Origin of the sequence: Mucilaginibacter sp. (assembly GCF_028288225.1) — a bacterium.
Classification (GTDB): domain Bacteria; phylum Bacteroidota; class Bacteroidia; order Sphingobacteriales; family Sphingobacteriaceae; genus Mucilaginibacter.
Window position 1 is genome coordinate 17,935 of sequence record NZ_JAQBOC010000043.1, and the last position, 14,954, is coordinate 32,888.

The window sequence follows — 14,954 nt, forward strand, 5'->3', positions numbered from 1 at the left end:
TTCATTTAAGTTTGATTAAAAATTGGTTTATAGATTGGGATAATCTTAAGGTAAAATAAGTTTCCTTCGATTAAAAAAAGCATAATAAATGATTAATTTTGGGGGCTTAACAGGCCTGAATTAACCTTTTTCTTAATTATTATATTATAATAAGCGCAATAACCCAGTGTGAAAGGCAAAATCTTATATTATTACATAATATTAATTTGCGTATTGCGGTCCAAACAAGTAACAGGTGGTGCCGGAAAAGCAATCCATGGCGATAGGTTTTTATTATTGGTTATTTATTAAACAGGGTATGTGATTTTCCCTTAACAGTTTTAAAATCCCCTGTAGCTTTCAAAATAAAATCTGTAATGGGTTTGGGGTTAGGCAAACTATGCGGATGATGTTTAAAACCAGGTTTATGAATTACAGTAATATTTCCGTTTAATGCTTTTATTCTTTTTTCAAAAAGCAGGGTATTCTCTTCCGGCGATACTGCTTCATCTTCATCAGCGCATAAAACTAATATAGGATATTTACCTTTTACAATTTCCCTTACCTTATCAGCCGGGCTGCCGGTAAATTTGCGAATCTGCTCGTCTGTAGTCAGGTTATAATCTTTCTTAAAAGCGTCAAACATATCATTTTTTTCGGCGGGTGTTTTCATAAAGCCTTCTGCCCACGACGGGATATTTAAAAGCGGGTTATCCACATAAACGCAGGCTACCTTACCGGTATTAACAGCGGCCCAGTTAAATACATAAACCGCCCCCCTGCTCATCCCTTCCATCACAGCTTTTTTGCCTAAACCAGCCTTACTTAACAGGTTGTAAAAGTTGTTCCAGTATTTAATTGATTCATCATTACCCAATAGCTCAGCCACATCGCAATAAACCAAATGAAAACCACGCTGCAATAATGAAATATCGGTTTGAGGTTCATGGCCCCAAAAGCGGGCACGCCAGATCCACGGGTGGCCTGGTGCACTCCATTTGGGTTTTACAACTTTACAATCACGGCCATCAAGCTTAAAATCTGCACAATCATATCCGTAAAATGAGCTTACTTTATATTCGGTTTTTATGTTTTGAAAGATGTTAAAAGCAGGATCCTTTTTTTGAGAGATATTCTCATAAATGGTTTGAGCCATAATGGCTGCGCCTTCTTTATTTGGATGGATCTTATCAGGCGTTATCGCTTCCTTATCAACAAATGGCGAATGCATATCTATCACCTCAACTTTATCTTCAAAAGCAACCTGCTGAATATGCGGATTAACCTGCTTAACAATAACAGGATCCCAAATGCCACTGGTATCTTTTACAAATGAGGGCATTGCCAGCAATAAAACTACCCGCGGATGAGACGGAAGCCGGGTAAATGAATGGATAAATTCATGGTAATCGCGTTCGTACTCATCCAGGTGGATGCGATTTATTAGTTTACTGTCGTTGCCCCCGAGGTCAATAATAACAACATCAGGATTTGCTGCTAGGGCTGATCTATATTCGTTAGTATTCCAATATGGTGAATCTCCCTTTTTAATCAGTGTGGTTCCGCTAACACCATAATTGGTAACCTGGTAATTGTCCCCAAGCATTTTTTGAAGTTGCGCCGGGTATGAATTTTGTTCCCGGTTTTCAATTGTTGCACCATAAGTAATACTTGCCCCAATACAGGCTATTTTTATTTTGCTTTGTGCCATTGCGCTAAACTGCACAATAAATAAGCCTAATGTAAAGAGGTAAGTTTTTGTCTTCATAGCTCGTAATATTCGTAACGTTATATTTCTATTTGCTACTTAGTTACAATAATGGAACAATATTAATTTACTGAAGTCCCCAGCTTTTATTGGGCTTTGGCCCCATCTCTAATTCAAGCGTCCCGCCGTCAACTAATTGCTGGTGGGTAAACCATACCGTATTTAAAATTTCGCCGTTAAGTTTTGCACTCTGTATATATTTATTTACAACAGTGCAATTTTTAGCTACCAGCTTAAACTGTTTGCCATTGGGCAGATCGATAGTTACATTTGAAAACACCGGGCTGCCGATAGTATAAACGGGGATGCCGGGTGTTATTGGATAAAACCCCATAGATGAGAACACTACAAAAGCCGACATACCGCCGCCATCCTCGTCGCCGGGGATCCCGAAAATATTGTCTTTATACCAAACGTCCAGTAAAAACCTGATGCGTTTCTGGGTTTTCCAGGGGGCAGTATAGTTATATAGGTAGGGAATATGAAAGCTAGGCTCGTTCCCCATTGAATATTGGCCAACCAGTCCTGTAGCATCCGGGAATTTATTCCAGAACTCATATTTGCTGCGGCCAAGGCCCTCACGGAACAATTGATCAAGCTTCGCTTCAAAGGCGTTATTGCCTCCCATTAATGTAATTAATCCTTTAACATCATGCTGTACCTGCCACAGATAGGTCCAGCCGTTATTTTCATCAAAATATTCGCGTCCGCCCAGGCCGCCGTCAAATTTGGGGTCTATCTTTATCCAGTTACCTTCGGCATCTTTTGGCATAAACATTTTAACATTGCTGTCCCACAAATTTTTATAGTTTTTTGAACGCGCATTAAATTCCCCTGCATCTGCTGTATGCCCAAGCTCTTTTGCCATTTCACCAACGGCCCAGTCGTCATAGCTGCCGCCAAGTGTAACCGCTACCGCCTGCCGTTTTTCAAAAGAATGCACGTTGGGTACGGTTTCTTTTTCGCCATGTTTTAACGCGGGGAAGTAGCCGTTTTTATAATAGAAATCATCCAGTACAGTTTTAGGGCCGTTTTCCCAGGGGAGCATGGTTGCCTGGGTTGCATTTTTTACCATCCCCTGGTAGGCTGTTTCGGCATCAAAGCCTTTAATTCCTTTGCGGTAATCATCCAGGAACATAACTGACGAATGAAACCCGTTCATACACGGATTATCGCCAAAAAGTACCGGAAATGTAGGCATCCAGCCGCTTTGCTGATACATGGTTACGTATGACTTAAGCATATCCTGCTCCAATGCCGGATTTAATATGCTTCTTAAAGGATGTAAGGCCAGGTAGGTGTCCCACACCCAATCATCAACATAAAAAGGACCATTGCTGTCATGGATCTTTTTATCATAACCGCTGTAATACTTATTATCTTCAGTTATATCAACCATACGTTCGCTGCACCTGTACAAAGCGGTGTAGAAAGATCGTCTTTGGGCCTCCGTTCCGCCGGTAACTTTTATTTGGTCAACTACTTTTAACCATGCTTTTTCGCCATTACTTTTTATTGATTCAAAAGCCTGGCCTTTTATCTCTTCATCAAATGTTGCTTTGGCCTGCTCAGGGCTTATATAAGATATAGCATACCTTAATTCAATAGCGTCCGGGGATTCTTTTGGAAAGGAGATATATGCCTGGATATCTTTACCTTTTGCTGTATTGTTATCATTCACCTGCCCGTTAGCCATAGTACCAGTTTTACCATCCTGGCTAAAAACACCATACAGGTAAACTTTTATATCGCCATGGTAAGTTTCCATCCCGGTGATTACGCGGCCCTTTTCAAAGCTCCATGCAGCTTCACCATCGTTATACAGATCAAACAATAAATTTTTATTGGCCACACCTGGCAAAAAAGTAAAACGGAAGATCCCGGTTTTTTTACCCGGTGTAAATTCAACAGTTGTGCCATCATCAACCAAATAGGTTGAGTAATACCATGGCCGGGTTACCTCAAGGTCGTTATCATAGGTTAGTTTTTGTTTCCATGCCTGCTTTGATAATGCAGCCACTGAAGGCTTCAATGAAAACACTTCGCCAAGCCTGTGCGATACGATGGTTAAAGGAAAGCTCGAGATCTGATCATCTATATAATCCTCTCTTTCAGGATACATGCGGATCAGTTGGTTGGGAAGTTGTGCAGTAGGCCTTGTGGGCTGCAGCAAAGCGCCAACATTGCCAATACGCGGATCGATATATTTAAGATTGCCGCTGCCCGCATTATTTCCGGGTTCATCCTGCGCTGCAAGCTTGCCGGCGCCATAAAAATTCAGTATCAAAAAAAGGAAAACTTTAAAAAAGTTAATTGCGACAGGTTTAATCATTTTATTGGTTATAAAGTTAAATTGGATGTCTTAAATTTTTATCATACCGATATACCTACAATTACTTGTATCCGCAGTTTATCAGTAATTTTTGTACCTGGTTTATAAATTAATTGATTCGATAAATTAAGCAGGGCACTATTAATAATTGTTTAATAATTGATTAATAATCGCTTTGGTATATTCTTTTAGTTTTTCATACCGTAATTAACCGGTATTTTAATCCTCAACAGCAGATTTTGGCCTGTTTGGTATCAGCTTGCCAAAATTGTAATTGGGCTTATGGCCCATAACAATCTGCAGGTTACCACCCTTCATAATATCCTTATGTTTTAAGTAGCTGTGATTATAATTAGTGCCGTTAAATATTACCTTTTGGATATAAATATTTTTGCTGCTGTTATTAACAACATTCACACTAAAAGAAGCACCCTTATTCACTTTTATTTTTACCTTATTAAACAAAGGGCTGCCCAATACATATGTTCCGCTGGCCGGGTTGCAGGGATAAAACCCCATGGCCGACATGACATACCATGATGACATAGCACCGCAGTCTTCATTGCCTGCAAGGCCATCAATTTTGTCTGTATAAAACTCATTCATAACCTGCCTTACCTTTTCGGCAGTTTTCCATTGCTGACCTGCATAAGCATACATATAGATAACATGGTGGCTTGGTTCATTACCATGCGCATACATCCCGATAAGACCGCTAATATCACTTGGAGCATCAGGGCCCATACTGCCTGTTGCTTTAAATAATTCATCCAGCTTATCACAAAAAGCTTTATCGCCTCCCATCAGGGTTATTAAACCCTCAACATCCTGCGGCACAAGCCATGTATATTGCCAGCCATTTCCTTCGGTAAAGTCTTTGTTTGAGATCAGGGGGTCATAAGGCGTTTTCCAAGAGCCGTCACTCAATTTTGGACGCATAAATTTTATAGAAGCGTCGAAATAGTTTTTATAATAACCTGCACGTTTGGTATATAGAGCTGCATCAGCGGTTTTACCCAATTTTTTTGCCATTTGGGCAATGCACCAATCATCAACAGCATATTCCAGCGCTCTTGATAGGGATTCATTTTGCTTATCGGCGGGGATATAACCCATCTGCTTAATATATTTCATACCATAATCATCCCTGGTTGATGATTTTATAATGGCCTCATAAGCCAGTTTTACATCAAAACCCCGGTAGCCCTTTAAATAAGCATCCACAATTAAAGGGACCGAATGATAACCAACCATACAATCAGTTTCGTTCCCCATAAGCGGCCATATTGGCAATTTGCCCTGCTGCTGATAAGCTGCCAGTAACGAATTAATAAAGCTATTGATCTTGTCAGTATGGATAATGGTGCTTAAAGGAGCCGCAGACCTGTAGGTATCCCAAAGAGAGAATACCGAATAATTATCAAACCCGGGATTTTTATATAATTTTTTATCTGTACCGCGATAGGCGCCATTATGATCGTTATATAAAGCCGGGTCTATCATCGTATGATACAGGGCCGTATAAAATGTTCTTTTATGTGCATCGTCCTTTGTTTCTACGGTAATTTTTGAAAGCTCATTTTCCCATTTTATCCGCGCCTGGTTTACTGTTCCTGTAAAATTCCAGCCGGGTATTTCAGCGTTGATATTTGCCAGCGCATTGTTGCTGCTAACAGGTGAGATCCCCACTTTCAACATAACTTTTTGCGGAGTATTTGCAAATGATATTACGCCCTTAACATGTTTGCCCTGCAATTCGGCACCGGGTTTATCTGTGTTCAGGTCAAACACATTAAATTTATCGATGTCTATTGAACTTTTTATAGCAAACCAGATCCGCTGATCTTTGGCCCAACCTTTCGAAAACCTATACCCAATTATGGTATTTTTATCAAGCAGCTTAATATAGGTATCGGTTGACTGATCATTATTTCCCTCGCTCAAATCAATAATAATGTGCACCTGCTTATTTGCGGGGAAAGAGTATTGATGAAACGCCACACGCTCAGAAGCAGTTAACTCAACTTTTACCTGGTTATCCATTTTAAGGCTGTAATATTGTGGTTTTACAACCTCATCACTGTGCTTGTAATGCGATGCATAGCCAGGATTTTGCTGAGTTCCCTTATCGGTAAGTATGCTGCCGGTATATGGCATTATTAATATATCGCCCAAATCGCCAATACCGGTTCCACTAAGGTGCGTTTGCGAAAAACCAATACATAAACTATCGCTATAATGATAGCCTGAACACCAGTCCCAGCCTTTATTAATGTTATTGGGCCCAACCTGTACAGCGCCAAACGGCACGCTCGCGCCTACAAAGGTATGCCCATGGCCGCCGCTCCCTATGTAAGGATCTACAAATTTTAAAGGGTCCTGCTGCGCGTAAAGGCTATTAAAAGAAACAAACGGCGCACAAAGCAGCAACAGAAAAGATTTTCTTTTTATAAGATACATAACATAACTGGTTAATCAAATGCTTATAGAATTACAAAAAAGCATTTAATATTTAACCACGAATTAAGTGTCAAACATTAATAAAAGATTAATAATCCGCTTAATTAATAGCCGGTGTTACAACTTTAATAGAATTAGTTAAAACAACACTACCTGTTTTAGGGGTTCCGGAAGGTAGATTGGCGTTTTTTATTCAAGGATTGCATGGAAATCCTTTTTAAAATCCTCGCCATAAATAGTTTTATACTCTTTAATAAAGTTTTCAAAGGTATTTTTAGCTAACGAGTGTTTACCTAACAATGATAGGGCCTTACATTTTAATACAGTTGCTTCTTCATTAACCGGATCGAAGTAGAATATATAACCTGCAATTTCAATTAACAGCTCGGCATTGTGAGCAGCATCAAGAGAATGTGCATAATGCAGGTAGGTATCAATAACCTCGTTTGATATTTCAGATTTAAAACTATCAAGCCATTCATATTCATTGTTAAGCAGAAAATTTCCTCTCTGGGTAATGGCTGAAAGCAATTTTATCCGCTCTATATCCAACAGGTCTTTGTCACGTACTATATTTAAATAATTATGATAATCAACATAAATGTGGTTATAGTCAATATCAATTTTCCAGTAGCCGGTATTTTTTGATAAGGAGCAATAGCCCAATTTATCAAGCAGGTTTTTCAATTTGGCAATATTTACCGATCTGTTATTGCGCGCACTTTTGGCATCTTTATCATACCACAAAATTTCATTCAGTTTCTCAGAGCTTAAGCCACGGCCGCGCTTTATGGAATATAAAAGAATGACCAGGAAAAGCTCCTTTATAAGCGGAGTGAAATATTTGGTAATATCTACCCCTTCGGCATCAAATACCTGCAGATCGCCAAACAGAAAAATGGAATTTTTGTACTGTTCCTCTCCATTAAAGATTTTTACTTTATTTATTTCAGCTGAAACCGGTGCCGCCGGAGACGGAGTTCCTGCGTTTGCTACCGATGTTGATAAAAGAGAAGCAGTTTTTTTGCGGCGCTTTACAATTACAAATAACCCCATCAGGGTAATTAGAATAATAAAAGCGATGGAATACCAATAATTGGCTGCCCTGGCTGCCAATGTTTTGGGGCCGGATCCATAAGGAGGAGAGAGCAGTGTATAAATATTTATTTTAGTTTGGTTATTTTCCGATCGCAGTAAGGTTACAGCGATAAACTTTTTGCTTGCTTCGCAATAGTACAGATCAGCAAATGAATGAGTATCGTGAAAATTATAAGGTATTGAATTGCCAACCAGTGTATAGGCAGGTTTGGTTAGTGAGCCATGGATAAGCTGCAGCGTTGAATTGTATTTATGCTGCGGAAAAATAAGCCCGTAATATGAATTTGAATGCGCATCAATTACCAGTGAATTTGCCAAAGCAAAGTCTTCATCGCTTTCCTTTAATGTAAACATTTTTTTAAATGTTTTATCCTTCACAGTAAAACGCAGCATGTCATACATGTTTTTAGGGTTAAGGATCTGTTGGCCGCTGGAATTGCCATATCCCCCAAGTATGTATACCGTATCACCTTTTTGTGTTGCACCCAATGCTGCAAGATACCGGGGCATAAAAAAATCGCCTTTTAGTACTACATTTTCCCATATATGCGAATTGAAATGATATTGCTGTACATTATTTTTATACACCAAATGGCCATATCCGCCAAACAGGTACAACGAAGTATCAATAGTTGATATTGATTTGTTAAGGTGCCAAAAATCGGAAACATCCCCTGCTTCAAATTTTTTGTCCCATGCATGCGTGGTTATGTTGTATTTGGCGATGAATCTTTTACTCAGAAAAAGGTAAAAATTGTATAAGTTGTTATCGTAAGGATTAAAAACTGATTGATTACCCTGGTTAAGGATCAATTTGCCCGAAGAATAAGGCAGCGTGCTCCATTGCGAATTGCCTACTGTATAACGGTAGGTTGAATCGCTGCCAACAACATAAACCTGTTCATTTTTAGGATCAAAAGCCACGCTGGCAGCCCCATTAATTAATATAGTTTGGGCAGGCTGCCAATCGTGATGCTGTGCCGTGATCCATAAAGGATTGGTCACAACGCCGTCGCTTTGCAAATATAGTTCATGAGCTGCCTGGCCATGCTCTTCATTTAAAGGCCAGTTATATTTTAACAACCCATTCTGGCTTATCCTTATGTCCCGCAATTTCATTGGGGGCACATCGGTCGTTTGAAATTGTTTGTAATTATTTACTCCAAACAGTATTTTATAACATGAATTCTTTTTTAACTGAATGTTGTTTTCTATAAAGGTGTTGCTGCCCGAACTGAAAACAATTTTGTTATGATCATAATCAAATTTTATCGAGAGCTTATTCCACTGGCTAAAAAGTATTTTGGGATCAATATCAAAGGCTGTTTTAGTAAGCTTATCACCTACTATTAAATTAAAATGATTTTTGGTTGCCTGCGCATTATAAACCAGGTCGATATTCCGATGGTCATTCTCAATTATTCTTATAATATAGCCAAAATAGATCGCCCTGTTAGGATAAAAAGTCAGATCAAATGATATTTCAAAATTATCTTTAAAACAAAGTGTTTTTTCCGGACTTAAATCAAGCGAGGTTCTTTTATCCTGCACAACCTCATGACTATAAAAACCCAGGCCATAAGATTGGCCATAGCTGTCATGAGTAAATATGGCAACTACAAAAAACAATGAAACTATAACTTTAAAAAAGCACCAACTTAATCTCATTTATTTTTTTAGGGTTAATAATTATCTGCAGGTATATGAACGCCTAAGATAATTTATTATCTGAAAATTAGGTTATTGGCTACACATACTTATAAAAGTATCTGTGCTTTTAATTAAAATCAAAATTAAGATGATAATTAACATTTGCAATGTCATTAACGTGAATTGCATTTTTTACAATTTTATGCAGATAAATTCCTAAAAGCTTAAAATATGGTGCATTGTGTTAAATTAATCGTTCGCGTTAATTGTATTAAATTGCCTGTTAATGCATAATTAATACTTTTTTAAGGCAACTCCATTTATTTGCCGCTGTGATAAGTAAAACCAATTAAACCCTTATCCTGCCAATTATACGATGAAAATAATTAATTATCCCTTACTTGTAATTTTAATACTTTGCCTTGCCCTTAACGGTAATGCGCAAACAAAACACAGCAAAAACACACTCTATCCCACTTACAAGGGCTTAATTATGGCCGGATACCAGGGATGGTTCAGCGCGGCCGGCGATGGGAGCAATTCATCGCGTTATGCCTATGGGAACGAGGAGCGGTCAGGGATTGACTTGTGGCCCGATGTAAGCGAGTATGAAAAAACATATCCTACGCCATTCAAGCTTTCAGACGGGCAGCCTGCGCTTTTTTTTAGCTCGGCAGATAAAAGCACTGTTGACCTTCATTTTAAATGGATGCAGCAATATGGAGTTGATGGCGTGTTTGTGCAGCGTTTTTTTAATACTGCAAAAAGTAAGGATAAAAAAAACAGCAGGTCTTCATTTATAATGCAAAATGCGCTGGAAGCTGCTTCAAAATATAAAAGAGCTATCGCAGTTATGTATGACCTTTCAGGGCTGGCGGCTTCGGGTGAAGATTGTTCGGCTATAATAGAAGATTGGAAATATTTGGTTGATGAGCTTAAAGTAACCAATCAGCAAGAAACAAATACCTATTTAAACTTTAATGGAAAACCAATAGTTGCTATATGGGGCGTTGGCTTTCCCGACAGGCCATACAACATAAGGAATATAGGCTTGGAAAGATTGATTGACTTTTTAAAAAACGACCCGGTTTATGGAGGCTGCGCAGTTATGCTGGGAGTGCCCAACTCGTGGCGTACCTTAAGAGGGGATTGCAATCCGGACCCTTACCTGCACGACCTGATTAAACAATGTGATATTGTATTGCCCTGGAGCGTACAGCGTTATTCGCCACTACTGCATAATGATATGAACAGGTACAGGGATGATTTGATTGAAGATATGAAATGGTGCCGGGAAAACAACCTTAGCTATGTGCCGTGTGTATATCCGGGATTTAGCTGGCATAACCTGAGCCGTTATGAATTTCCGGATGATATAAAGCCCATCGCATCCATACCACGTATGGGCGGACGCTTCTACTGGCAAATGTTGTCAACTGCAATGTCATCAGGTGCGGGCATGTTATATGTGGCTATGTTTGATGAGGTTAATGAGGGTACGGCTATTTTCAAGGTCACGGATAATCCTCCGGTAAGCAAGACTAACCCTGAAACAAAGTTTGCAGATCTTGAAGGAAAGCCATCCGACTATTATTTATGGCTAACCGGCGAGGCCGCAAAAATATTAAGAAATGAGGAACCCCTTAATTTTAAATTGCCTGTCCGGAAGACTGAAAAATAATTTCATACAAATAAAATATTTTATCAACTCACAGTCACATACCAATGTCTTTCTGTTGTGGATCGTGCTCCCTTTTTTCACAGTATGTGAAAAATATGCGATAAATAATTCAATTTGTTATGTTTTTGACTTAAGAAATTTATATTTACCTTATTATAAATGTAAGCATCCTGCTTACGCTAGTAATAAGGTTTAGGTAAAACCCCCAAACAGCAAGTGTGAGGGGGTTTTTATTTTTAATGTGCCGTCCTATAAAAAGTTGACTAAAATAAGTCAGCATATGAAAGTTCAACTATTTTCCCTCTCCTACTATCTCCTTCAAAATTTCATCAAAAGCTTTATTCTTATGTTTTGGAAAGGTGCCGGCAAACCTCTCACTAACCGGGCTTAGTAAGTGAAGGCACAATTGTTTATCCTCGTCTGATAAAACGCTTACCATCATTTTGGCAACCTGCAGCACGCGCACTTTCGCCTTGCCAAGGGATTCTTCTCCTTTGGTTGTGAGCTTAAGTCTTTTAATACGCTTATCTTCTTTGTCTGAATGTTCATTGATTAATCCTCTTTTTTTCATCCGGTTTAACATATTGGTACCGCTTGATAGTTCCATAATGTTGTTGTAGATAGCCTCGGATTTAATTGGATTTACCTGGTTAAAAATGGTGACCAGTATGCCAAATTCTTCTATCTGATCTAAACCTGTGCCTTCCAGCGCCTTATTTGAATAAACTATATGATATTTCCCTATCCGCCTGATCAAGATCATCAGCTTCCCGTTTATGTCGGGATGCAGCTGCCATTCAGGAACAGCCAGCTTTTCTTCTTTTGCCGCTAACGATAGCCGGTGCCGAAAGAAATCATCAATAGTGCAATCGGGGTGCTGCGCTTCATAATCTCCCCATAGTTTAACCAACTCAACCGTTTTATTCACTGTTTTACTTCCTTTTGGTAGCAAATTTAAAAAAAAGAGTGAAAGAATTTGCATTTAACTACCATATGGTATATAATTGTATATTATTTATACCTAATGGTATTAATATATGATTTTTACTGAATTACTATTTACTCTTTTTTATAAAAACATGAACACACTAACACTTCTCCAGGCACTTTTGGTATTACATCTTACCGGCTTAATTATCATGGCCGGTACCACATTTGTAGACTTTACAATATTTAAAACCTTTTGGAAGCAATTTGACACGGACAGGGAAAAATCACAGGGAATCCTGCAGGCAACTGCAAAATCTTCCAGATGGATAGGGATCGGCGCTGCTTTACTGGTGTTTACCGGCATAGGTATGATGGCCATAACCCACGGCGTTTTCGGCGAACAGGTATGGTTCAGGATAAAGTTCGGACTTGTTATTATTTTAATTCTGAATGGCATACTTATGGGCAGGGGGCAGGGAACAAAGCTGCGAAAGGTAATGGCCGGTGAGGTTGTAAATATCAGCATCCAGGCAGAAGGTATAAAGGCTAAGCTGAACCTTTTCTTTTTTACGCAACTGGCTCTTTTTTTAATAGTTATTTTTTTAAGCGTATTTAAATTTAATTAACCCTTGTATAGGAAACACCTGTGCAAAGATTATAGTGAAATATTTTAAATAAGATCATAAATGGAATCTCAAGCAACATCACCTGTTTATAAACTATTAATTGTAGGTGCAAACGGAGGCATAGGGCGGCAATGCGTTGAAATGGCATTACAAGCAGGGCACCACGTTACGGCACTGCTCCGCAACCCTGCAAAGCTGGATGTCCATCACCCCAATCTTGAACTTATAAAGGGAGATATTACACGCCCTGAAACATTTGAAGATCACCTTGCAAATAAAGACGTTGTAATATCTGCAATAGGTGTAAGCGGGGGATTGGGATCGGATGAGCCAACAACATTGTACTCGCAGGGAAATGCTAACCTTTTAAAGGCAATGAATAAAAAGGGGATAAAACGTGTTTTTTTTATTTCAGCATCTGCCATTGAGATAAGCCCGGTATTGCCTTTTTATGTAAGATGGGCTGAAAAATACATCATTCAAAAATTATTAAAGCATATGTATGCCGACCTGAGAGTAATGGAGGAACTGATAAAAGAGAGCAATGCCGACTGGACAATTATACGCCCTCCGCAACTGTCGGACAAGCCGGTAACCGGTAAATACCGTGTTGCCATTAATGCTTTCCTTAAAAATTGCCTCAAAATTTCACGGGCCGATGTGGCTCATTACATCATTCACAATATAGGCAGTAAAGCAACGTATAAGACGGTTATTGAAATAGGTTATTAAGGATATCAGCAACTTGAAAAATGAAAAATAATAAAACGGCATACTGGCTAATAACTGGAGTTATATCTGCATTTATATTATTTAGTGCATGGTACTCAGGCACGCATAAAGTGGAGTTTACTCAAAAGCTGGGCTTCCCTGAATATTTCAGGATTGAGCTTACTGTGGCTAAAATATTGGGCGTTATTGTGTTGCTTATTCCTCAGGTATCTAACCGGGTAAAGGAGTGGGTTTATGTTAGTTTCAGTGTTTGCCTTATTTCGGCATTTATAGCAAAAGTAAATAGCGGTTACCCGCTTTCGGGAGTGGCGGAGCCGATATCTGTATTTATAATAATGACGATCTTATTATGGTATTTAAATAAGCTCAACAAAACCCCAAATACAAAAGATGCCATAAGCAACAATTGAGATCCTTATTGATTAACGGGTAAAACGATGAAGCAGGTTGAAATATTTAAAACTGATGTGCATAACGAAGGCGAAGCCAGCTTAGTAATCTTCCTGCTTGATGAATATTACCCTGATTTTAAAGTAAACTTTGATATGGATGATGACGATAAGATCCTGCGGGTTGAGAGTACAGAAAAACAGATCAGCGGCAGCGAAATTGAATCGCTGCTGGAAGGTATTGGAGTGTGCTGTAAAATTTTTAAGGATTAAGTCAGAAGAATTGGAGACTATGCCCATCTAAACAAGCCACTCAAAGTGGGTGATCTTTCTATTTATCGAAAATATAAGAAAATATTTATTAACCATATCTTAGTTATTATACTACACTAGTTCCAATTAACTAATCACAATAGCGGTTTAAACATAGTTTACAAACGGCTATAATTTTAAAGCCATACAATTTAAAAAATGCAATTGCAAAAGCTATATCTCAGGTAAAAACGTACCACCTATAGTTGTAAAGGCATTTAAATGGCGAGATGATGCAAACGTACAAACCAGTATACAGGCAGTTTTTGTAATTTATTAGATAGGGGCACTTGTTTTGTATACATCGGTCAGATGATATTCTATATAAAAAACATGGTTTGTATTCGCTGCAAAATGGTGGTGAAGCATGAACTCGAAAACCTAGGCCTATTTTGTTTACATGTCGAGATTGGCCGGGTTGAGGTTGAAGGCACGGTTTCTGCGGTGGATATAATGAAATTTAAAATTGCTTTACTCGGATCAGGGTTGGAATTGATATACGACAAAAGAAGCATTCTTGTTGAAAAGATCAAGAACATTATATCAGAAATGGTAAATTATTCCGACGATCCGTTAAAAACAAATTTCTCATATTACCTAAGTGATAAATTAAGTCTCGACTATACTTATCTCGCAAATGTATTTTCAGAACACCAGGGCATTACTATTGAACGCTTTATAATTATGAATAGAATTCAGAAAGTAAAGGAATTGATCTGCTATAATGAACTTAACCTTACCGAAATTTCATGGAAGCTGCATTACAGCAGTGTAGCCCATTTATCAACACAGTTTAAAAAAATAACGGGTATAACACCTTCCTTCTATAAACATTTAGAATGCAGTAACCCAGTCAGTATCTAAATGTGTGAATTATAGAACTTATTTAAATAATAGTGTAACATATGACCCTTCCTCATAAGGTAGGTTTGTAATGTCCCTGAACTCTAATCAAATAGTAATTCAAGGTACAATTCACTAATATTTAAATATCAAT

The 14,954-nt window shown here is 38.4% G+C and carries 11 protein-coding genes; 6 read left to right on the plus strand and 5 right to left on the minus strand.

Going from position 1 to position 14,954, the window contains the following annotated elements; all coding sequences use genetic code 11:
* Positions 1-280 precede the first annotated feature (280 nt).
* The 4 genes from JWQ54_RS13040 to JWQ54_RS13055 form a co-directional block, all read right to left on the minus strand.
* Positions 281-1,747 carry a GDSL-type esterase/lipase family protein gene (locus JWQ54_RS13040; protein ID WP_299585355.1) on the minus strand — a complete coding sequence of 489 codons (1,467 nt, stop codon included), beginning with the start codon at positions 1,745-1,747 and terminating at the stop codon, positions 281-283.
* Positions 1,748-1,814: 67 nt separating this feature from the next.
* The gene (locus JWQ54_RS13045; RefSeq protein ID WP_299585357.1) at positions 1,815-4,079 is read right to left on the minus strand and encodes a GH92 family glycosyl hydrolase; all 2,265 of its coding nucleotides are present in this window, start codon (positions 4,077-4,079) and stop codon (positions 1,815-1,817) included.
* 219 nt (positions 4,080-4,298) lie between these two features.
* Positions 4,299-6,539 carry a GH92 family glycosyl hydrolase gene (locus JWQ54_RS13050; protein ID WP_299585359.1) on the minus strand — a complete coding sequence of 747 codons (2,241 nt, stop codon included), beginning with the start codon at positions 6,537-6,539 and terminating at the stop codon, positions 4,299-4,301.
* A gap of 189 nt (positions 6,540-6,728) precedes the next feature.
* Positions 6,729-9,305, minus strand: coding sequence for a galactose oxidase (locus JWQ54_RS13055; RefSeq protein ID WP_299585361.1), 2,577 nt, complete (start codon positions 9,303-9,305; stop codon positions 6,729-6,731).
* A 358-nt stretch (positions 9,306-9,663) separates the two neighbouring features.
* On the opposite strand from JWQ54_RS13055, the gene JWQ54_RS13060 reads away from it, so the two are divergent.
* Positions 9,664-10,968 (plus strand): glycoside hydrolase family 71/99-like protein, encoded by a 1,305-nt coding sequence (locus JWQ54_RS13060; RefSeq protein ID WP_299585363.1) that lies wholly within the window; start codon positions 9,664-9,666, stop codon positions 10,966-10,968.
* A 292-nt stretch (positions 10,969-11,260) separates the two neighbouring features.
* Here the strand turns inward: JWQ54_RS13060 and JWQ54_RS13065 are convergent, their stop codons facing one another.
* A complete protein-coding gene (locus tag JWQ54_RS13065; RefSeq protein ID WP_299585365.1) occupies positions 11,261-11,896 on the minus strand; it encodes a hypothetical protein in 636 nt (211 codons plus the stop codon).
* Positions 11,897-12,047: 151 nt separating this feature from the next.
* Here JWQ54_RS13065 and JWQ54_RS13070 point away from each other — a divergent pair, with 151 nt between their 5' ends.
* From JWQ54_RS13070 to JWQ54_RS13090, 5 genes are all read left to right on the plus strand, one after another.
* Complete coding sequence (locus JWQ54_RS13070; protein ID WP_299585367.1) at positions 12,048-12,524, plus strand: hypothetical protein; 477 nt, start codon at positions 12,048-12,050, stop codon at positions 12,522-12,524.
* Positions 12,525-12,584: 60 nt separating this feature from the next.
* Entirely contained in the window at positions 12,585-13,256 is a 672-nt protein-coding gene (locus tag JWQ54_RS13075) for an NAD(P)-dependent oxidoreductase (protein WP_299585369.1), read from the plus strand.
* 20 nt (positions 13,257-13,276) lie between these two features.
* Positions 13,277-13,666, plus strand: a complete 390-nt coding sequence (locus JWQ54_RS13080; RefSeq protein ID WP_299585371.1) for a DoxX family protein — start codon at positions 13,277-13,279, stop codon at positions 13,664-13,666.
* 27 nt (positions 13,667-13,693) lie between these two features.
* Positions 13,694-13,918 carry a methyltransferase type 11 gene (locus JWQ54_RS13085; protein WP_299585373.1) on the plus strand — a complete coding sequence of 75 codons (225 nt, stop codon included), beginning with the start codon at positions 13,694-13,696 and terminating at the stop codon, positions 13,916-13,918.
* 351 nt (positions 13,919-14,269) lie between these two features.
* Positions 14,270-14,821 carry a helix-turn-helix transcriptional regulator gene (locus tag JWQ54_RS13090; RefSeq protein WP_299585375.1) on the plus strand — a complete coding sequence of 184 codons (552 nt, stop codon included), beginning with the start codon at positions 14,270-14,272 and terminating at the stop codon, positions 14,819-14,821.
* Positions 14,822-14,954 lie beyond the last annotated feature (133 nt).